This window comes from Roseinatronobacter sp. NSM (genome assembly GCF_052379845.1).
Classification (GTDB): Bacteria; Pseudomonadota; Alphaproteobacteria; order Rhodobacterales; family Rhodobacteraceae; genus Roseinatronobacter.
On record NZ_JBQTCF010000012.1, the window covers coordinates 60,190 to 79,862 of the forward strand.

Sequence of the window (19,673 nt, forward strand, 5' to 3'; positions counted from 1 at the left end):
AAGAGGCCGAAATGACGCAAAACCCCTATGTCATCGATCAGATGATCAGCGCCAAGCAAATCGCCGCGCGGGTCGAGGAACTGGCAGGCGAAATTACCCGCGACTTTGCGGGCACGGAAAAGCTGGTCGTGGTGGGGCTGCTGCGCGGGTCATTCGTGTTTATTGCCGATCTGGTGCGCGAGATTGACCTGCCCGTCGAGGTCGATTTTCTGGAGGCCTCCAGCTATGGCAGTTCCACGCAGTCATCGCGCGAGGTGCGCATTCTGAAAGACCTGAGCGGCAAGATCGAAGGGCGCGATGTGCTGGTCGTCGAGGATATTGTGGATACAGGCTATACGCTGAGCCATGTGTTGCAAATGCTGCTGGCGCGCAACCCTGCGCGGCTGGAAGTCTGCGCGCTGCTGGACAAGCCATCGCGGCGCGAAGTCGACATTCGCGCCCGCTGGACAGGGTTTGAAATTCCCGATGAATTCGTGGTGGGCTATGGCATCGATTATGCTCAACGAAACCGCAACCTGCCCTATATCGGCAAGGTGCGCTTCACCTGACGGTGCTATCACGCGCCCGTGTGTTGATCTTCGTGATCCGCTGCTTAGGATGGATCAAACACTTAATATCAACCAAGGGATAGTTCTGATGCGACGCATAGTTTTTGGCGCAAGCCTGTTTTTGACCACCCTGGCCCTGCCTGCAATGGCACAGGATCACCCCGAGATTGGCCAACGTCAGGGCCAGTTCAACCTGATTGTGCATAATTTCGCAGTGCTGGGCGGCATGGCACAGGGCCGCGTTGACTATGACGCGGCGCTTGCGCAGACCGCTGCGGACAACCTGTTTCATGTCACCCGTCATGACCAAAGCCGGCTTTGGCCAGAAGGCACAGATGCCCAAAGCGTGGAGGGCACCCGCGCCCTGCCCGCGATCTGGGAAAATCTGGATGATTTCGTTGGCAAATTTGTAGCGCTGCAAACGGCAGCCGAAAACGTGCAGGCGGTTGCGGGTGACGGGCTGGATACCTTGCGCCCGGCAGTCGGGGCGCTTGGCGGGACATGCCAGGCCTGTCATCAGACTTATCGCGCCGAAGCTGGCTGACGGCGCAAACGTGTCATGCCCCCTGCCCCCGTCTGGCCATGCCAGTGCGGGGGGGGGTCAGCGGCGAGCCCCCCAAGAAAAGTGTGCTGATATGACCAACACCAATCCCGTGGCGCGCGGGCGCAAACCCGTTTTGAAGCTGCTGGGCGCAACTGCGGCCATAGGTGCGGTGGCGGGCATGACGCTATGGTGGGTCAGTGCGCCCACCCGGCTGTCAGATGAACGCCTTTTGGGGTTGTCAGGCGACGCACAGGCAGGTGAAACCGTATTCAGGGCCGCGGGCTGCGCGTCCTGCCATATGGGCACGGACCCGGATGCGGACCCCATGGCGCTGGCCGGCGGGCAGGCGTTTCAATCCGATTTCGGCATATTTTACGCCCCCAATATCAGCACCGACCCCACCCATGGCATAGGCAGCTGGTCACGCGATGAGTTTCTGAATGCGGTTATGGCCGGGGTGTCCCCCGAGGGGCATCATTATTACCCTGCCTTTCCGTATACGGCCTATATCAAGGCCGATCCGCAGGATATGGCCGATCTTTACACCTTCATGACCACCCTGCCCGCCGATGCGACCCCGTCGCGCCCGCATGATCTGAGGTTTCCCTTCACTATCCGGCGCAGTGTGGGGCTTTGGAAGGCATTGTATCTGGATGACGGCTGGACAGTCACCGGCGATCTGACCGAACCCGAGGCGCGGGGGCGCTATCTGGCGGAAGCGCTGGCCCATTGCGCCGAATGCCACACACCGCGCAACAGCCTTGGCGCGTTGCAGTCAGACCAATGGCTTATGGGCGCGCCCAACCCGTCCGGCCAAGGGCGCATTCCCGCAATTGCGGGTCCGGGTTTTGACTGGACGCATTTTGACATCAGCGCCTATCTGGAAAGCGGCTTCACCCCGTCTTTTGATGTTGTGGGCGGGTCCATGGCGGCGGTGGTTGCCAATTTGCAGCATCTGGACAAGACCGAACTGGACGCGATTGCCGCCTATATCCTGCGCGCTGGCGAATAACCAATCCTGCATGTGACGTGGGCGCGCGCGCGGGGTTGTGCCAGCGCGCAATCCTGCCCATACTTTGCCTGCCTCATAATTATCGCCAGCCCTTCAGGACCAGATGTCAGACCAACCCGAAACATCACGTTATTCGACAGTCAATCGCCTGACATTTGGCGAAAAGTTCAGACTGCAAACATGGCTGATGGGAATCATCGCCTTTGCGGTGGTGTTGTTTCTGTTGGTGCAGGCAAAATTCATCCTGATTTCGCTGGCGATTGCGATTATCCTGTTTTCGCTGACATCGGATGCCATAAATTCCATCTCCCGGCTGCGCGTGGGCAGTTTCAGGATTACGAACTGGCTGGCCTCGGTTGCGGCAGTGTTCCTGATTGCATCGGGGTTGCTGACGCTGGCGGGGTTGGTCATTTCGCAGATCAACACGGTTCTGACCACAACATTGTCCTACACCGATGACGCCCAAACCGCCATTGCCCAGATGTTTTCCTGGATGGGCGAGGATGTGGAGCAATCTGTGCTGCAAACCATGCGCAGCATTGAGATTTCGGGCTATCTGCGGTCGGCTGCGGGCCAGGCGGGCACGATCCTGAGCCAATCAGTGCTGATTATCCTGTTTGTGGGGTTCATGTTTGCAGAACGGGTCTGGTTCGACACCAAGCTTGAAAACCTGATGTCGGACAAGGCACAGGCGCGGCGGGTCAATGCCATCATCGGGTCCATTATCCGGCGGGTGAACCATTACCTTCTGGTCAAGGCGCTGATCAGCAGTGTGACAGGGGGTGTGGTGTTCATGGTCATGAAGGTGTTTGACCTGCAATTCGCAGCCGCCATGGGGTTGCTGACCTTCGTTTTGAACTTCATCCCCTCGGTCGGGTCCATTATCGCCACGCTGATTGTCACGCTTGTGGCCTATATTCAGGTCACCGAGCCGTCGACAGCGGTTCTTATTTTCGTGCTGGTGGGAATGGCGCAGTTCCTGCTTGGCAATGTCATTGATCCCATGTTGATGGGCAAGACATTACGCCTGTCGTCATTCGGAATCATTATTTCGCTGGCATTCTGGGGCGCGGTCTGGGGCATACCGGGCATGTTTCTGGCCGTGCCCTTCATGGTGGCGGTCATGATCGTGTGTTCCCATATCCCTGCGGCGCGCCCTGTTGCCGTGTTGTTGTCACGCGAAGGGCTGGCCGAGGAGGAATTCCCCATGTCCCCTGTCCCCGCCGCACAACTGGACGAGGATGAACAGCATTTCCAGCGCGCAATCGGCGCCCAATAGCAGATCAGCGACAACGGCCCGGCGTCACCCCAACCGCGACCAGACCACGCCGCGCGCGGTTACAACAGCATCAAGCTGCTGGTCCGTGTCATTCACAGGCACCCGGTCGCAAAGTTGCGCGTCAAATGCCAGCCCAACCGCCAGAACCGGCCCGTGCTTGCGCAGTTTTTCCAAACTTCGGTCATAAAACCCGCCGCCATAGCCTAAACGGTAGCCGTGCAGATCGAATGCCAGCAAGGGAACAATCAGCGCTTGCGGGGTTATCGGGTCATGCGCGACGGGGATCAGCGCCTTGAACGGCCCTTCGCGCATCGGGGTGTCGGGCGTCCAGCGGTGAAACTCAAGCGGCTGGCCCGCCCCGGTGATGACGGGAACACAGACAGGGCCGCGATGTTGCACCATTGCCGGAAGCGGGTCTATTTCGGACCGCATTGGCATATATCCCGCCAAGACCACATCGGACAGGCCGGCGCCGAACTGCCCCGCCAGAAGGTCCAGCAAACTATGCGCGGCCAAATCCGCATCCGGGCCGCGCTGCGCCGTCAGAAATGCCGCATTCCGGTTTGCCGTTGCCTGAAGGCGCGCGGCCGCTTTTTGATGGGAAATGTCATTTTGCATTGCATCTGGCCCCTGCTGCCTGCACCGGGTCAGGGTGTATCAGCGCCGAAGCAAAAGCGAAACACCGTTGCGTTGTTTTATCATGCCCTGTGATAGGCCCAGTTCCAAGCCGCAAACGGTATTTGGCCCAGGGAAAAACGGTCAAACGCAGCCGCCACCAGATGCCCGCACAAGGCCACAGCTGGCCCAAATACCATAAGGTTATGCGTGTTTTACGCGCAAACCTGCGCAACGCGCGTCAGGTGGTGGGGCGCACCAGTGCGGTATGGGCTGCCGCAATCACACAAGACGCCAGCACCAGACCAACAGCGCCCGACACGCTATAGGCCAGCAACGCCCAAACGGGCCCGAACCCCAGCAAAATAACAACTGTCGCCGAGAATACCCCGGTGATCACTGCCATAAGCATAGAAATTACCAACATTGCCCAACGCCTATATCTGATCCTACAGCACAAGACTAGGACACAGACTCTAACCAAAGGTAAACGCGCGCTGCATTCGGCCGCTATGGAACGTTCAAGGCTTCAGGCTTTGCGCGCTTCGAACTCGGTGTTCAGCTTGCGCACAAATTCATTCAGGCCGGGCTGGCGCTCCCGGCGCTGCCGTTCTGCCTCAATGATGCCGCATAGCGCAGTGTGGGTCTGTTCCAGATCATCATTGACCAGAACATAGTCATATTCCGCCCAGTGACTAATTTCATCGCGCGACTTTTGCATGCGGCCCGCAATGACATCATCACTGTCTTGCGCGCGTCCACGCAGGCGCGATTCCAGTTCGGCAATGGACGGGGGCAAAACAAAAATTGAAATCACATCCTTGCCAAGGGTGGAATTGCGCACCTGCTGGCCACCTTGCCAGTCAATGTCGAACAAGGTGTCGCGCCCTTCGTCCATGGCCTGTTCCACTGGCCCTTTGGGCGAGCCATAGAAATTCCCGAACACTTCCGCATGTTCCAGCATCTCGCCCGCCGCGATCATGGCGGTAAAATCTTCCCTTGTCCGGAAATAATACTCACGCCCGTGCACTTCGCCCGGACGGGGCGCGCGTGTGGTGGCGGACACTGAAAAACGGATGGACGGATCCCACGCCATAAGGCGCTTGGCCAATGTCGATTTTCCCGCCCCGGACGGAGAGGACAGGATGATCAGCAGGCCGCGTCGTTTCATGGGGTTACTCCAGGTTTTGAACTTGCTCGCGCATCTGATCGATTGCCGCTTTCAGATCAAGCCCAATCCTGCTTAGCCCAAGATGCTGGGATTTGGAACACAGGGTGTTGGCTTCGCGGTTCAGTTCCTGGGTCAGAAAATCAAGCTTGCGCCCGACAGCAGGCCCCCCGCGCAGCAAGGCGCGCGCAGCCGCACAATGTGCCGCAAGCCTGTCAATTTCTTCGGTGACGTCCGCCTTGATCGCAATCAGGGCCAGTTCCTGTTCAACGCGCGCAGTATCGGGGCGGGCGGTTTCGGCCAGATGGTCCAGCGCTTTGCGCATCACTTCGCTGACATGGTGCCTGCGGTCGGGCAATATGTCGCGCGCGGCAAGGGTCAACGCGGCAATCCGGTCGAGCACCCCATCCAGAAGCCGCACCAATTCCCCCCCTTCCCTGAGTCGCATGGCGTTGAAGTCCTCCAACAGAAGATCAAAATCCGCTGCCACAATCTGGCCCAGATTCGCCGGATCAATTGCGGCAAAATCTTGTCCACTAGGCAAAACCGACCGCCAGTTCAGCACTTCAAGGGCGGATGGGGGGGCAAGTTGAATGCCCATGGACTGCGCCTTGGCGGTCACCGCGGTAAGCCCTGCAAGAACGGAATCAAGCACTGCATGGTCAATCATACCCAGCGCGGCCCCACCGTGATACTGCACCTTCAGCGTCACATTCACAGTGCCGCGCGACACCGTGGCGGCAAGCTGCTCCCTTAGCTTTTTCTCCATGAAAACAATGTTTTCTGGCAGGCGAAACCGAATATCCAGCCCCCGTGCATTCACTGCGCGGATGTCCCATTCCAGCACCAGATCAAGTCCATCCAACTCGGTCACAGTGGTTTTGCTGGCGAAACCTGTCATAGAATACATCGCGATTTTTCCCATAACATATGCCATGTCGGCCGGCAGCGCCTGCGCCGGAATCGCGCGCATTAACCATTTGCGCAAAATGTGGCAGAATTTAGGAAAAATATGCGCTATTCATGCCTTATTAAGACACCTTGAGAGAATATGAAGCCAGAAGCCGAAATCGGCAAAATGCCGGAAGCTCTGGTCCTTATGCCGCGCCACTGCACGAACTTCCGCCGAGTTGAAAGGGTATGACCATGACCGAATCCGCGTTCACATCAACAAGCGCCCCCCTGTTGGACACAGCAGATGCGCGCGACACCTGTTTTTCAGTGATTAACCGCGTGGGTGCCTATTGGGCTTCGTTGCCGAAAACCGGCTTGGCGCCCGATCGCATGCTGGTTGACGCACGCGCCCTGTCGGATGTTCTGGCGCATGTTTTTCTGGCCGAACTGGTCACGCCGCGCGTGGCACGCTTGCGCATTGTCGGGCACCGGGTCGAGGAATTGACAGGGCTGGATATGCGCGGCATGCCCCTGACGACCCTGTTTTCGGGAACGGCGCGTCAGGAGATCATGTTGGCCTGCGAACAGGTCAGCCGGGGTGCGCGCGTGACACTATCCCTGCAAGGGGAAGAAGGGTTCGGGCGCCCACAGCTTGAAGGCATGATGGCGCTTATGCCGCTCTGCGACAGCAAAGGCCGCATTTCCCGCGTTCTGGGCGTGATCGGACAGAAGGGCGAGGTGGGACGCACCCCGCGCCGTTTTGATCTGGCCGCCCCCCAGGCCCTGCCCGAGCCAGAGCCGCAGCAACACCCTACAAAGACCCCGTTCCTGCGCGTCATCAACGGTGGCAAGGCATAACTGCCTGCCCTGCCACGAACACCAATGACCATGGCTTCGGTTTCTTACTGTCATTTCTGAAAGATGTGCCCCGTGCTGTGGCACTTACGCCCCCTTTGTGCGCGCGTTGTATTCAGACTGATACGCGCCGGAAAGCGGGCTTGACGACATCGCCAGCATTTCAAAGTGACGAATTTCGCCTGCGGGCCATACCAATAAATTTGAAATGGCGCCGAAGCATCTGCTTCGGCGCCAAATTTATTCAGGCACAGCGTCACGGGCTGTAGCCGCGCCGCCCCAGCTTATATTGCCGCCGCCAGTTTCGCGCGCCGGCCCACAAGTTCCTCGGCCACCAGAAACGCCAGTTCCAGCGACTGGCTGGCATTCAGGCGCGGGTCGCAGGCAGTATGATAGCGTTGCGACAAATCCTCATCAGAGACTGCGCGCAACCCACCTGTGCATTCGGTGACGTCCGACCCTGTCATTTCAAAATGCACACCGCCGGGAATGGTGCCTTCGGCGTTATGCACCGAAAAGAATTCGCGCACTTCGCGCAGCACCGAATCAAACGGGCGTGTTTTGTAGCCTGTTGATGATTTGATGGTGTTGCCATGCATCGGGTCGCAGGTCCAAAGCACATTCGCCCCCTCTTCCTCAATCGCCTTGATCAGGCGGGGCAGATGGTCGCCCACAGTCCCTGCCCCGAACCGCGCAATCAGCGTCAGACGGCCGGGTTCGTTTTCGGGGTTCAGCTTGGCAACCAGCGCTTTCAAATCATCAGCGGTCAGCGACGGGCCGCATTTCAACCCGATCGGGTTCTGAACTCCAGTGCAGAATTCCACATGCGCGCCATCGGGCTGGCGCGTGCGGTCCCCGATCCAGATCAGATGCCCGGAACCTGCTACAGGCATGCCGGATGTCGAATCAATCCTGCACAGCGCTTCTTCATATTCCAGCAAAAGCGCTTCATGGCTGGTGAAGAAATCCACCTCGGCCAGGTCCTTGCTGGTTTCGGATGTGATGCCCGCAGCGGTCAGGAAATCCAGCGTATCAGAAATGCGGGTGGTCATTTCGCGGTAGCGTTCCGCCTTGTCACCGCTGGCGAATCCCAGCGTCCAGTTATGGACACGGTGCATATCGGCATAGCCACCCTTGGAAAAGGCGCGCAGCAGGTTCAGGCTGGCTGCAGCTTGGGTATAGGCTTGCAACATACGGCCCGGGTCCGGAATGCGCGCGTCGGCGGTGAATTCAAACCCGTTGATGATGTCGCCGCGATAGCTGGGCAGTTCCACGCCGCCCACAATTTCCGTAGGGGCCGAGCGGGGCTTGGCAAATTGGCCCGCCATGCGGCCAACCTTGATCACCGGCACCTTCGCGCCATAGGTCAGCACAATCGCCATTTGCAGCAACACCTTGAAGGTGTCGCGGATGCTGTCGGCCGTGAATTCCGCAAAACTTTCCGCGCAATCGCCCCCTTGCAGCAAGAACGCCTCGCCTTTGGCGGCGGCCCCCAGCTTGCGTTTCAGCGCACGCACTTCGCCCGCAAACACCAGCGGCGGGTATTTCGACAATTGCGCTTCAACAGTGGCCAGCATGGTCTGATCGGGATAATCGGGCATCTGGATCCGGGGTTTGTTGCGCCAGGTTGATTTCGTCCAGCCATGTGTCATGGCACCCTCCGGTTTATCATGATCCGATGTGTTAGCGGTCGCGCCGCAGGTGCATCTATACGAAGGCAGGGCCGGGTATGCAAACACGATTGGGCTTGTCACACGCAATGAAAGCTGATTGTGTCCACCATCAAACAACAAAACCCGCAGCATATCAGATGGCAAGCACGACAAGACCCCCCCCACCTGTCCCCCAGTCACACGCTGCACCAGACCCTGCGGCACAGGCCATGCCGCGCCATTTCGCCTTTTTGTTGCTGGACAGGTTCACGCTTATCGCCTTCTCGGCGGCGATTGAACCGTTGCGGCTGGCCAACAGGGTTGCCGGAAAAACACTGTATACCTGGCAATTGATCAGCGAAAACGGGCACCCCGTGACCTGTTCCAACGGCACACAGGTCAGTGTTCATTCCGGCATGGAAGACCTGCACAAGGAAGCAACTGTCATCGTCTGTGGCGGGGTCGATGCGAATCGGGCAACCACCCCGGCCATTCTGGCATGGCTGCGCAAACGGGCGCGCTATGGCAATGTGATCGGGGGCATATGCACAGGGGGCTGGGCGCTGGCCAAGGCAGGTTTGCTGGACAACCGCCGCGCGACAATTCACTGGGAAAACCATACCAGCTTCGCTGAGGATTTCCCCGAAATTGACCTGACAAAATCGGTTTTCGTCCTTGATGGAACGCGCGTCACATCTGCCGGGGGGATGGCGGCGCTGGACATGATGCTGACCCTTCTTGCAAATGCTCATGGCAGCGCTGTCGCAAATTCCGTGGCCGACCAGCTGATCTATTCATCCATACGCACAAACCGCGACACACAGCGCCTGTCCATTCCCGCGCGCATTGGCGTGCGCCACCCCAAGCTGGCCCGCGTGATCGAGATTATGGAAAGCCATATCGAAGACCCGATCAGCCCCGCCGAACTGGCACAGGAAGTGGACATGTCCACCCGCCAGCTTGAACGTCTGTTCCGCCGCTACCTGAACCGCAGCCCGAAACGCTACTACACGGAATTGCGGCTGGAACGCGCGCGCAACTTGCTGATGCAAACGGATATGAGTGTGATCAACGTTGCGCTGGCGTCGGGTTTCACGTCGCCGTCACATTTCTCGAAATGCTACCGCGCGCATTACAACACCACCCCATACCGTGAACGCGGCGCGCGATCGTCTGACGACGGTGAATAACACCTGCCGTCCCCGCGCGGGCGGTTCCATCGCCAAATAATAAGTTGGGCGGAAAAACATGGCTGGCAAGCTGCGCATTTGCCGCCTGCCCGCCATGTTTTCGGGGATTGCTGCTTGCAGGGCAGTGTCAGTAGTCCTGAACATCCGCATCAGCGACAAGTTCCTGCAATTTCACATCGGCCATCCGGCCCAGCCGCTGGTCAAACAGAATATCGTTCAGCTGGCCATCAGTCAGGCGCCCTTCGAATTGCAATTCCCGCGCGCACAGCATCACAACGACCAGATTGCCACCCTCGACTGTATTGGCCGACACTTCGTTGCGGTCCAGCCGCGCCAGTTCAATCGCGTCGGATTGCGCGATATCGCGCTGAAATTCAGTGTGTTCACTCAAAGCGGCATCCGTCAGATCGGTGGCAAAGCCGCCCAGTTCCGCACAACTGCGCACATTCGCGCGAATACGCGCCACGCGGTCAATATTCGCCTCGGTGCGGCCACCGGGCAACAACAGGCGTTTATAGGTCAGCTGAATCTGATCGGCGGGAATTTCGCGGGTGCTGTCAGTGGCGCGCAACTGGAAAAAGGCAAAAGCCCCGTTCAGGTCCAATGGCCCGATAATTTCGCCCACACTGGCCACGGACACTGGCGCGGCAATGTTGCCCGGCAGGTTTTCCAGCGGCATCCAGTCCAGACGCCCGCCCTGATCACGCGTGCCCGCAAGCGAGAATTCGCGCGCAAGGGCTGAAAATTCTTCTTGCGTGCGGGCGGCTTCGATCATTTCCATGATCTGGCCCACAGCCTCGGCAAATTCGGGGTCGCTTGGCAGGAATATCTCGGACAACAGCACGCGAGGGGTGCCGCGAATGGCGCTGATATCGCGCGCGCGGGCTACATCGCTGTCGGTCACCGAAACCAGGGCCGGGAATTCCTGCTCGATCACTTTGCGCCACAACAGACCAACAGTCACGAACTGTCGGAAGGTTTCCAGATCAATGCCGCTTTCGCGCATGATCTGCACAACCTCTTCGGCGCTTAAATCCACGCGCGCGGCGAATTCCGCCATCCCTTCGGCCACGTCGTCGCTATTTACGCGAATGCCGCGCCGGTGCGCGTAATCTTGTTGCACCGCTTCTTCGGTCAGGCGCGTCAGGGCTTCTTGGCGCATATCAACCGCGCCCGCATTCAGCAGGTCCAGAAACGCCATACGCTGGGTGACATCGTAATTGGTGATGATGCGGTCATTGACCTTGCGCGCCGGGGCGAACATGCCTTGTGCCTGCGCGCTGCTTGCAGCCCAGAACACCCCGCCGATGCACAGCATCATTACAATGCCAAGCCGCGAAACGATGGAAGAAGTGAAAAAACGCATCAGGTCAGGTCCGTTCGGTTGGTCTTGAAATTTCATGGTCAGTCAGGTGTTGGCATACATGACATGCGCGGCTTTGTCATCCATGCGCTGTGCGGATCATGGCGCGCGATGATCGGGGGGCGAATTGCAAGGTTTCCTGCCGCTGCCGCATTTCCCCCCCCCTGTCACCCCGAACACCCCCGCCGCGCCCGTGACGGGTTCCCGCCCACACCCAGAACATCAATGCTCAGCCCGAAGCTGGTCGTATCCGATGCCGTCGTGGCCGAGGCAAAGCGGCGTTCAACGTCCATCTGCATGCGCAGGCATTCATTCTCGAAGCTTAGCCCCGCCCCAAGGCGCGCGGCCCGGTTGCGCGCGATGTCATAGCGCCAGTTCACACTTGCAGTCCAGTTTTCATCCAGAGCGCGCGATCCGTCCAGCGACCATTCGGCCGCTTTTGCAGCGCGATTTTCCGCAGGATCGGCGCGAATATGCATATAGGTGGTGGAAATCGAATATTCCGCCGTGCTCCAGTCCAGTTCCAGCGCGTTGCGTGTCAGGCGCAGGTCTGAATTGAACAACGCGCGGTTGCTTAGCGTCAGGCCCTGATCGGTATCCAGTGAACTGACAAGCAACCAGTCAGACCGCCGCCCCGCAAGCGCGGATTGCGGCGAAAACTGCGCCAGATCATCCTTGCGCCAGACGCGCCCCAGAATAAAGGTGCTGGACCAACCCCGCGGATCATGGCGCGTCCAACTTAGGCCCAGATTGGCCCGCAACCCCATTTCCCGCTGGTCGCGGGCGGCAAACCGGCTGTGGCTGAACAGGTTGCCTTCGTCCAGTTCGGGCATGCTGCTGATATCATTGGGAAGGGTATCTACACGGTCGCGCCCCCAGATAACTTGCGCCACAGGTTCTACAATATGGGTCGCGCCGCCCGCATCAGCACGCACCAACGGCCAGCGCAATTCCGCCATGGCATTGGGCACAAGGCGCGTGGTCGACCGTGCAAACCCAGTGGTCCCCGGTGCGATGGCGAAATGGTCCAGCCCCAGATTGAAACCAAGCGCCCCCAGCACCCCGCCGGGCAGAACAGCATCGCGCCGCCAGTCAAAATCGGCGCTGAAGCGCGCAACGGATTTCACGTCGCCCGCCAGGGGCCTGCGCCGCGCATGACCGTGCGCTTCCAGCCGAAGCCCCCCAACACCCCCAAGCCCGGGCATGTCAAAGCGGCGTTCATAAATGGCCTGCCCGATCTGGTTGGGCAATTCGCGGTTATTGTCCACCAGACGCAAGGACCGGAATTGCAGCGCCTGCACCCGGATGCGTTCATCACGGCGCACACGTTCCAGTGTGATATCCGATGTCAGCTGCGCTTCGGGGCGGTCATAATCTTCCAGAAGTGGCCTGTCAGATACTTTGATCAGGTTGAAGGACAGTTCAAACCCGTTTCCAACCGAAAATGCGCCGCGCGTATAGCCCATCGCGCGGGTGGTTCCCCGCCTGATCGAATCGCGCGCGACCAGACCGCCAAGTTCCAGCATGCCCGTAGCGAAGGCCTGACGGTAGCGCAGTTCCAGCGCGCGCGTTTCCTTGGTGGCCAGAAACGGCGTCACCGTCAGGTCCTTGTCGGGCGAGATGGCAATGAAATAAGGCGCGCGCAGCCCGACACCATGGCCTGTATCAATCGTATATTGCGGGCTAAGCCACCCTGTCGCCCGTTCCAGCCCCGGATCAGGCACCCGCAGGCGCGGCAGATACGCCACTGGCAGGCCGAACAGGCGGAACTGGGCATTCTCGAAATAGATTTGCTGTTCAAGCTGGTCATGCACCACGCGCGTGGCGCGCACTTCCCATAGCGGGGTCTGGGTCTGGGCGCAGATTTCACAGGCTGATGCGATGACAGACTCCATCTGGGTAAAGCGGTCATCCACCCGCTCGACCTGATGGGCGGCGATCTGCAATTGCTGGTCCAGCACCACGCGCGCCGAACGCACCAATCCACGGCGCAGCCCGTCATTCATTTGCGCAGCCTCGGCCAGCACCACCACCCTGTCACCTTCGGTCAGGGTCAGCGGACCTTCGATTTGCAAATCGAAGGTCTGGCGGTCATAGATGACACGCGACGCCCGCAAGCGGGTCTGGCCGGACAGCGCTTCGACATTGCCCTGCGCGATCAGCCGGTTCGGGCCGTCCAGATACAGCCTGTCGGCAACCAGTGTTGCAAATTCAGGCTGGGTCTGCGCGATCTGTGCACGCGCAGGCATGGGCGCGGCCAGCGCCAACCCAAGCGCCAGCACCACTGCCACCGCATAGCCCGACAGCGCGACACCCCGCGAATTTTGGCGATGTTGCGCACAGGCCCAAGGCATCAACCTTCCTCCAGATTCAGCAGCAGTCCCACTGCCAGCAGCAATGTTGCGACAGGTGGCCCCCATGCCGCAAGCATGACAGGCACCTGTCCGGTTTCCCCCAAAACCTGCGCAAAGTTACGCAGAAAGAACAAGGTGAATCCAGCCAGAATCGTGATCAAGGCCCGAATTCCTGCGCCCCCCGCGCGGGCATGATGAATACACATCCCCAAGGCCAACAGCATCATACCCGTCATCAGAACCGGAAGCGCCAGTTCCATGTTCAACCGCATCCGGTGCTCCAGCGCCGCAAATCCCGCGCGTTCCAACGCGGCAATAAAGCCCGGCAGTTGCATCAGCGGCACAGTGCGCACCTGCGCGAAATTATCCCTGATCTGTTCAGGCGTCAGGTCAGTTGGCACCGTGACATGGGCCATTTCGGTGGCCTGTTGTTCCGGGTTCATGTCCGACAGGCGCCATTGCTTCACCTGATGCAAGGCCCACAGACCGGGTTGCAATTCTGCCCGGCCCGCACGCAGGCGCAAGGACAACCCGGCCTGTGCATCAAAAATAAGAAATGTCGCGTCATGCAGCACTGTTCCGGTATCTTCGGCACGCGGCGAATAGATGACGGTTTGCCCGCTTGCATCGGCCTGACGCAGCCACACATCCTGCCCGCTGATGATGACTGCACTGGCCGTGTCGCCCCGCAACTGGGCCTGTGCGCGGCTGTATTCGCGCGTGGTGCTTGCAACCAGCGGGTTCATGACCGCCACGAACACGACACTGAACAGGAAAAATGCCAGCGCAGGCAGAACAATCAACCGCGGAATGGACCGCCCTGCCGCGCGGATAATCACAAATTCCGAACTGCGCGACCATGCCAGCGCCACCCAGATGGCCGACAGCATCAGCACAAGCGGCGCGATTTCATACAGCGCTTCGGGGGTATTGAGGGCCGACAATCGCAGGATCTGCGCCATGCCTGCGGACTGGCCGCTGAACCGGCGCATCTGCTCGACCATATCCAGCAACAGCAACATGCCCACGAACACACCCAGAACCATCATGAAGGCCACCAGCAAACGCCGGATCAGATACAGATCAAGCGTCATGTCACCGCCCCCAAGGGCGCGCGCGCGGTCCATCCCCTGCCCCGCGCGCGACTGGCCCACCACAACATGGCAGCCACAACCCCCGTCCCCAAAAGCACCGGAACAAAGGCCAGCCACGCAAGGGCCGCATTACGCAACGCAAACCCCGACGCAGCATTGCTGGCCAGCTGCACCAGCGCCAGCACAATGATAGCCCCCACAACCTGCCGCCACGCCCCCAGACGGCTAAACTGCCCCAGACAGATCGCTACAAACCCGATCAGCGATGTCATGACCGCCAGCAGCGGCTGGGCAAACCGGCTGGCCAGTTCAAAGCGGACTTCCGCCATCGCAATGCCCAGCGCCTGCAGATTAGTGGCATCCGGGGCAATCAGCACTCTGGTAGGCAGTTCGCGCACATCCGTTCTGCGCCCCGCAGGCCCGATCAGGCCACCAACGTCAAATGTCAGTTCATCAAAACTCAGCGTGCCCAGACGGTCCGGCCCCTCCCGATAGATCAGCGCAACACCGTCCAGCATGACCAGCGCAGGCCCCAGCTTGCCCGGCACCAGCAAAGCTGACGCGGCATTATATTCAACCCGCGTCCCCGCTGTGCGCGCATCCGACAAGAACACATCGACAAGCTTTCCCTCGGGGGTGATGTCACGCAAAAAAACCACGATCCCGTCAGCGGGCTGCAGAAATTCGCCCGAACGCAGCAGGCGCGCGGTTATATTCTCGGCAATCTGGACCTGCCGTTCGGCCAGTTGCATGCGTGACAATGGCATCAGAACATGCATCAAAAACGCCAGCATGACCGCAACCACCAACCCGAAAACCGACACCGGCACCAGCATCCGCGCAAAGGACAGCCCCGTTCCCTGCAACACCACCAGTTCATTGTCGCGTGTCATGCGCATCGCCACATAGACCGCCGCCGCAAATGCCGAAAGCGGCAGGACCACGCGAATGACATTGGGCAGGGTCAATGCCGAAAGTTCCAGAAACACCCAAAAACTCTGGCCGTCACCCACAATGGCATCAAACAGCCGCGCGGCACGGTTCACCCAATAGACCGAAATCAGCACCAGCGAGAAGAAGGCAAAGACCGTCAACAACTGCACCAGAAGATATCGGTCGATACTGCGCACCTGTGCCAAACTCCAGACCTGTAAACTGCGCGCGACAGTATTGCCCAAGCCACCTGATGAAAAGCGATTCGGCCCAATATGGGGTCACAGATATTGCGTGCAGCCCCGCTTTTACACCATTTAGGCTACTATATTTGCGACCACCCTGCCACGGGCTGGCCCCGCCCCCCCTGCAGGCAGACACGTCTTAGGGCTGGGCTTGGCGCTGGCGGGCCGCCGCAAGAATTGCGCCCTGCGCATGTTCTTGAATCAGCACCACAAACGGGGTGGCATCGTCCAGGGCGAAGTCCTGCACGAAAGGTTCAAGCCCGTCCCATTGCGCCACCACATCCCATGTGGTGACGATGTTATGATAGGTAATTGTGCGGCCCTCGTTCTCGCCGCTGGTGATATCCACCTCGGCGGTGTCCAGATAGCGCACAATCTGAATATCCACCGGCGGCTTCAGGGGAACGTCCGAACGCGCCTCGACGCGCAGATGCCCCTGTCCGGCAGGTGTCAGCGATACCGAAACCGGGGCGGCATCGCCCGCACGCGCAAGTTGGTCCTGTATAAGTCCCATCACCTGCATCGAGGCAGAGCCCTTCACCTCGTCCCGGCCACCAATGATCATCTGTGGGGTATAGACCGATGCACGGCCATTGTTGCGCGCATATGTCTGCTGGCGCTCGCTGAAGGCGGCCTTGCCGAAGCTGTCGGCCCAGCCGATGTAATCCCAGTAATCGACATGCAGCCCAAGCGCGATAACATCGTCGCGCGCAGCAAGTTCTTCCAGCACGATATCAGCGGGCGGGCATGCCGCGCATCCTTGAGATGTGTATAATTCAACGACAACGGGATTGGTCTGCGCCTGCGCTGTGGTTCCAAGGCCAAAAGCCATACCGACCAGTGCGAAAGCAACATCTTTCGGTCGCAACGCCAACCGCATTTTATTCCCTTCCGGTGTTCGTGTTACGCGTGATCTAACCAGTTCCGTGACGCCGTGCCAATCAAGGTTTTGAGAGGAGCGCGCAGGCATGACCATAAGGTAACACTCGATTTCAACCATATTTTTTGTGCACAATGGTATACAAAAACACGCATTCCCACTTGAACGAAGGCCCATGTTAGGGCAAATGCTATATCAGCAAGACCCTTCAACCCCTAAAGGGAGGCCAGCTTATGACCATTATCGTCGGACAGGACAGCGCGAAAGCGCGCAAAACACTAAGTTTGGGCGGAAAATCCATTGCCTATTATTCCATTCCCGCAGCCGAAGCCGCAGGTCTGGGCGCGTTTTCGAAACTGCCCGCCAGCCTGAAAGTTGTTCTGGAAAACATGCTGCGATTCGAGGATGGTAAAACCGTCTCCCTCGATGACATCAAGGCCTTCTCTGACTGGGGCAAGAATGGCGGCAAGAACCCGCGTGAAATTGCCTATCGCCCCGCCCGCGTCCTGATGCAGGACTTCACTGGCGTCCCCGCCGTAGTTGACCTTGCCGCCATGCGCGACGGCATCAAGGCACTGGGCGGTGACGCGCAGAAAATCAACCCGCTGAACCCTGTCGATCTGGTCATCGACCATTCGGTGATGATTGACGAATTCGGCAATCCGCGCGCCTTCCAGATGAATGTGGACCGCGAATATGAACGCAATATCGAACGCTACACATTCCTGAAATGGGGACAAAAAGCGTTCAACAATTTCCGCGTTGTGCCACCGGGCACCGGGATTTGCCATCAGGTCAATCTGGAATATCTGGCCCAGACTGTCTGGACCGACGAAGATCAGAACGGCGAAACTGTGGCCTATCCTGACACGCTGGTGGGCACGGACAGCCACACCACCATGGTCAACGGTCTGGCCGTGCTGGGCTGGGGTGTTGGCGGGATCGAGGCTGAGGCCGCGATGCTGGGCCAGCCCGTATCAATGCTGATCCCCGAAGTGGTGGGGTTCAAACTGACGGGCGCCATGGTCGAAGGCACCACCGCAACCGATCTGGTCCTAAAAGTGGTGCAGATGCTGCGTGCCAAGGGTGTGGTCGGCAAATTTGTCGAATTCTACGGCGAAGGGCTGGACCACCTGCCGCTGGCCGACCGCGCAACCATTGCCAACATGGCCCCCGAATATGGCGCAACCTGCGGCTTCTTCCCCATCGATCAGGAAACGCTGCGCTATCTGGAACAGACCGGCCGCGACAAAGACCGCGTGGCGCTGGTCGAAGCCTATGCCAAAGAAAACGGGTTCTGGCGCGGGGCGGATTACGCGCCCATCTATACTGATACGCTGGAACTGGACATGGGCACAGTTGTTCCCGCAATTTCCGGCCCCAAGCGCCCGCAGGACCACACGGCACTGGATCAGGCTGCGCAGAAATTCCTTGATGTTGTGTCCGAATATCGCGGCACAGCGGCAAATGCGCAAGCTGCCGAAATGGCAGACGAAGGCCCTGCCCCCATCGCACCGGCAGACCCGCGCAAAACCGCCACCGTGGACGGCGAGGATTACACCCTGCGTGACGGGTCAGTGGTCATTGCGTCCATCACATCATGCACCAACACATCGAACCCCTATGTCATGATCGGCGCCGGTCTGGTGGCGCGCAAGGCGCGCGCGCTGGGTCTGACCCGCAAGCCATGGGTCAAAACCTCGCTCGCGCCCGGGTCGCAGGTGGTGTCGGCCTATCTGGAAGCGGCCGAGCTGCAAGAGGATCTGGACGCCATCGGCTTCAACCTTGTGGGCTATGGCTGCACAACCTGTATCGGCAATTCCGGCCCGCTGCAGGAAGAAATCTCCAAAGCCATAAACGAAAACGACCTGATTGCCACCTCGGTTCTGTCGGGCAACCGCAACTTTGAAGGGCGCATCAGCCCGGATGTGCGCGCGAACTACCTTGCCTCGCCGCCCTTGGTCGTGGCCTATGCGCTGGCCGGTGACATGAATATCGACATCACCAAAGACCCGATCGCGCAAACCCCTGATGGCAAGGATGTCTACCTGAAGGACATCTGGCCCACCCAGAAGGAAGTTGCCGAACTGGTCGAACGCACTGTGACGCGCGAAGCGTTCATGTCGAAATATGCCGATGTGTTCAAAGGCGACGAAAAATGGCAGGCGGTGGAAACCACGGATTCCGAAACCTATGACTGGCCTGCCTCCTCGACCTATATCCAGAACCCGCCCTATTTCCGCGGCATGGGTGCCGAGGCAGGCACCATTTCCGACCTGAAAGATGCGCGCATTCTGGCCGTTCTGGGCGACATGATCACCACCGACCACATCAGCCCGGCAGGCAGTTTCAAGGCCGAAACCCCGGCGGGCAAATACCTGACCGACCGTCAGGTGCCCGTGCGTGAATTCAACTCCTACGGGTCGCGCCGTGGCAACCACGAAGTCATGATGCGCGGCACCTTCGCCAATATCCGCATCAAGAACGAAATGCTGGAAGGCGTCGAAGGGGGCTACACCACCGGGCCGGACGGGCAACAGACATCCATCTATGACGCGTCCATGGCCTATCAGGAACAAGGCACGCCACTGGTGGTGATTGGCGGTGTGGAATATGGCGCAGGGTCCAGCCGTGACTGGGCGGCCAAGGGCACCAACCTGTTGGGCGTCAAGGCCGTGATCGCGCAATCCTTTGAACGTATCCACAGGTCCAACCTTGTGGGTATGGGGGTCATTCCGTTTGAATTCACGGGTGGCGACAACCGCAAATCCCTTGGATTGACCGGAACTGAAACCATTTCAATCAGTGGGCTGGAAGGTGATCTTAAACCATTGTCTGAAGTGCCCTGCACCATTACCTATGAAGATGGCACGGAAAAGGTCATCACCCTGAAATGCCGCATCGATACGGGCATTGAAAAGGAATATGTCGAACATGGCGGCGTGCTGCATTATGTGCTGCGCGATCTGGCAAAATCTGCCTGACCACGTTGTTTCGACAGCAAATCCCCAAAGACCCCGGCGATGGCCGGGGTCTTTTTTGTCACG

Annotated in this window: 17 protein-coding genes; 7 read left to right on the forward strand and 10 right to left on the reverse strand. The window is 59.2% G+C overall.

What is annotated here, in order from left to right; translation table 11 throughout:
- Window positions 1-11: 11 nt before the first annotated feature.
- The 4 genes from hpt to ACTZWY_RS08565 all read left to right on the forward strand — a co-directional run bounded on the left by hpt (window position 12) and on the right by ACTZWY_RS08565 (window position 3,383).
- Window positions 12-548 (forward strand): hypoxanthine phosphoribosyltransferase, encoded by a 537-nt coding sequence (gene hpt, locus ACTZWY_RS08550; RefSeq protein ID WP_444790273.1) that lies wholly within the window; start codon window positions 12-14, stop codon window positions 546-548.
- 88 nt (window positions 549-636) lie between these two features.
- A complete protein-coding gene (locus ACTZWY_RS08555; protein ID WP_444790274.1) occupies window positions 637-1,092 on the forward strand; it encodes a c-type cytochrome in 456 nt (151 codons plus the stop codon).
- Window positions 1,093-1,183: 91 nt separating this feature from the next.
- The gene (locus ACTZWY_RS08560; protein WP_444790275.1) at window positions 1,184-2,104 is read left to right on the forward strand and encodes a c-type cytochrome; all 921 of its coding nucleotides are present in this window, start codon (window positions 1,184-1,186) and stop codon (window positions 2,102-2,104) included.
- 187 nt (window positions 2,105-2,291) lie between these two features.
- Window positions 2,292-3,383, forward strand: coding sequence for an AI-2E family transporter (locus ACTZWY_RS08565; protein ID WP_444790314.1), 1,092 nt, complete (start codon window positions 2,292-2,294; stop codon window positions 3,381-3,383).
- Between the two features lie 24 nt (window positions 3,384-3,407).
- On the opposite strand, the gene ACTZWY_RS08570 is transcribed toward ACTZWY_RS08565, so the two are convergent.
- From ACTZWY_RS08570 to ACTZWY_RS08585, 4 genes are all read right to left on the reverse strand, one after another.
- Entirely contained in the window at window positions 3,408-4,001 is a 594-nt protein-coding gene (locus ACTZWY_RS08570; RefSeq protein ID WP_444790276.1) for a 5-formyltetrahydrofolate cyclo-ligase, read from the reverse strand.
- A 238-nt stretch (window positions 4,002-4,239) separates the two neighbouring features.
- On the reverse strand, window positions 4,240-4,425 hold the full coding sequence (locus tag ACTZWY_RS08575) for a hypothetical protein (RefSeq protein ID WP_444790277.1): 186 nt from the start codon (window positions 4,423-4,425) through the stop codon (window positions 4,240-4,242).
- 102 nt (window positions 4,426-4,527) lie between these two features.
- Window positions 4,528-5,169: a guanylate kinase gene (gene gmk / locus ACTZWY_RS08580; RefSeq protein WP_444790278.1), complete on the reverse strand. Its 642-nt coding sequence runs from the start codon at window positions 5,167-5,169 to the stop codon at window positions 4,528-4,530.
- A 4-nt stretch (window positions 5,170-5,173) separates the two neighbouring features.
- Window positions 5,174-6,076: a YicC/YloC family endoribonuclease gene (locus ACTZWY_RS08585; RefSeq protein WP_444790279.1), complete on the reverse strand. Its 903-nt coding sequence runs from the start codon at window positions 6,074-6,076 to the stop codon at window positions 5,174-5,176.
- 236 nt (window positions 6,077-6,312) lie between these two features.
- On the opposite strand from ACTZWY_RS08585, the gene ACTZWY_RS08590 reads away from it, so the two are divergent.
- On the forward strand, window positions 6,313-6,918 hold the full coding sequence (locus tag ACTZWY_RS08590) for a PAS domain-containing protein (RefSeq protein WP_444790280.1): 606 nt from the start codon (window positions 6,313-6,315) through the stop codon (window positions 6,916-6,918).
- A 281-nt stretch (window positions 6,919-7,199) separates the two neighbouring features.
- Here the strand turns inward: ACTZWY_RS08590 and ACTZWY_RS08595 are convergent, their stop codons facing one another.
- The gene (locus tag ACTZWY_RS08595; RefSeq protein ID WP_444790281.1) at window positions 7,200-8,567 is read right to left on the reverse strand and encodes a class II 3-deoxy-7-phosphoheptulonate synthase; all 1,368 of its coding nucleotides are present in this window, start codon (window positions 8,565-8,567) and stop codon (window positions 7,200-7,202) included.
- 158 nt (window positions 8,568-8,725) lie between these two features.
- Between ACTZWY_RS08595 and ACTZWY_RS08600 the strand changes: the two genes are divergently transcribed.
- A complete protein-coding gene (locus ACTZWY_RS08600; protein ID WP_444790282.1) occupies window positions 8,726-9,757 on the forward strand; it encodes a GlxA family transcriptional regulator in 1,032 nt (343 codons plus the stop codon).
- A gap of 127 nt (window positions 9,758-9,884) precedes the next feature.
- Here ACTZWY_RS08600 and ACTZWY_RS08605 read toward each other — a convergent pair whose 3' ends face one another.
- The 5 genes from ACTZWY_RS08605 to ACTZWY_RS08625 form a co-directional block, all read right to left on the reverse strand.
- A complete protein-coding gene (locus ACTZWY_RS08605) occupies window positions 9,885-11,123 on the reverse strand; it encodes a peptidylprolyl isomerase (RefSeq protein WP_444790283.1) in 1,239 nt (412 codons plus the stop codon).
- A gap of 164 nt (window positions 11,124-11,287) precedes the next feature.
- Window positions 11,288-13,474: an LPS-assembly protein LptD gene (locus tag ACTZWY_RS08610; protein ID WP_444790284.1), complete on the reverse strand. Its 2,187-nt coding sequence runs from the start codon at window positions 13,472-13,474 to the stop codon at window positions 11,288-11,290.
- Entirely contained in the window at window positions 13,474-14,568 is a 1,095-nt protein-coding gene (gene lptG, locus ACTZWY_RS08615) for an LPS export ABC transporter permease LptG (RefSeq protein ID WP_444790285.1), read from the reverse strand. Before lptG ends, ACTZWY_RS08610 begins: the two co-directional genes overlap by 1 nt.
- Window positions 14,565-15,698: an LptF/LptG family permease gene (locus ACTZWY_RS08620; protein ID WP_444790286.1), complete on the reverse strand. Its 1,134-nt coding sequence runs from the start codon at window positions 15,696-15,698 to the stop codon at window positions 14,565-14,567. The genes lptG and ACTZWY_RS08620 overlap by 4 nt, the downstream gene beginning before the upstream one ends.
- Before the next feature lie 187 nt (window positions 15,699-15,885).
- On the reverse strand, window positions 15,886-16,626 hold the full coding sequence (locus tag ACTZWY_RS08625; protein WP_444790287.1) for a DUF1223 domain-containing protein: 741 nt from the start codon (window positions 16,624-16,626) through the stop codon (window positions 15,886-15,888).
- 233 nt (window positions 16,627-16,859) lie between these two features.
- Here ACTZWY_RS08625 and acnA point away from each other — a divergent pair, with 233 nt between their 5' ends.
- Entirely contained in the window at window positions 16,860-19,610 is a 2,751-nt protein-coding gene (gene acnA, locus ACTZWY_RS08630) for an aconitate hydratase AcnA (RefSeq protein ID WP_444790288.1), read from the forward strand.
- The last annotated feature ends 63 nt before the right edge of the window (window positions 19,611-19,673 follow it).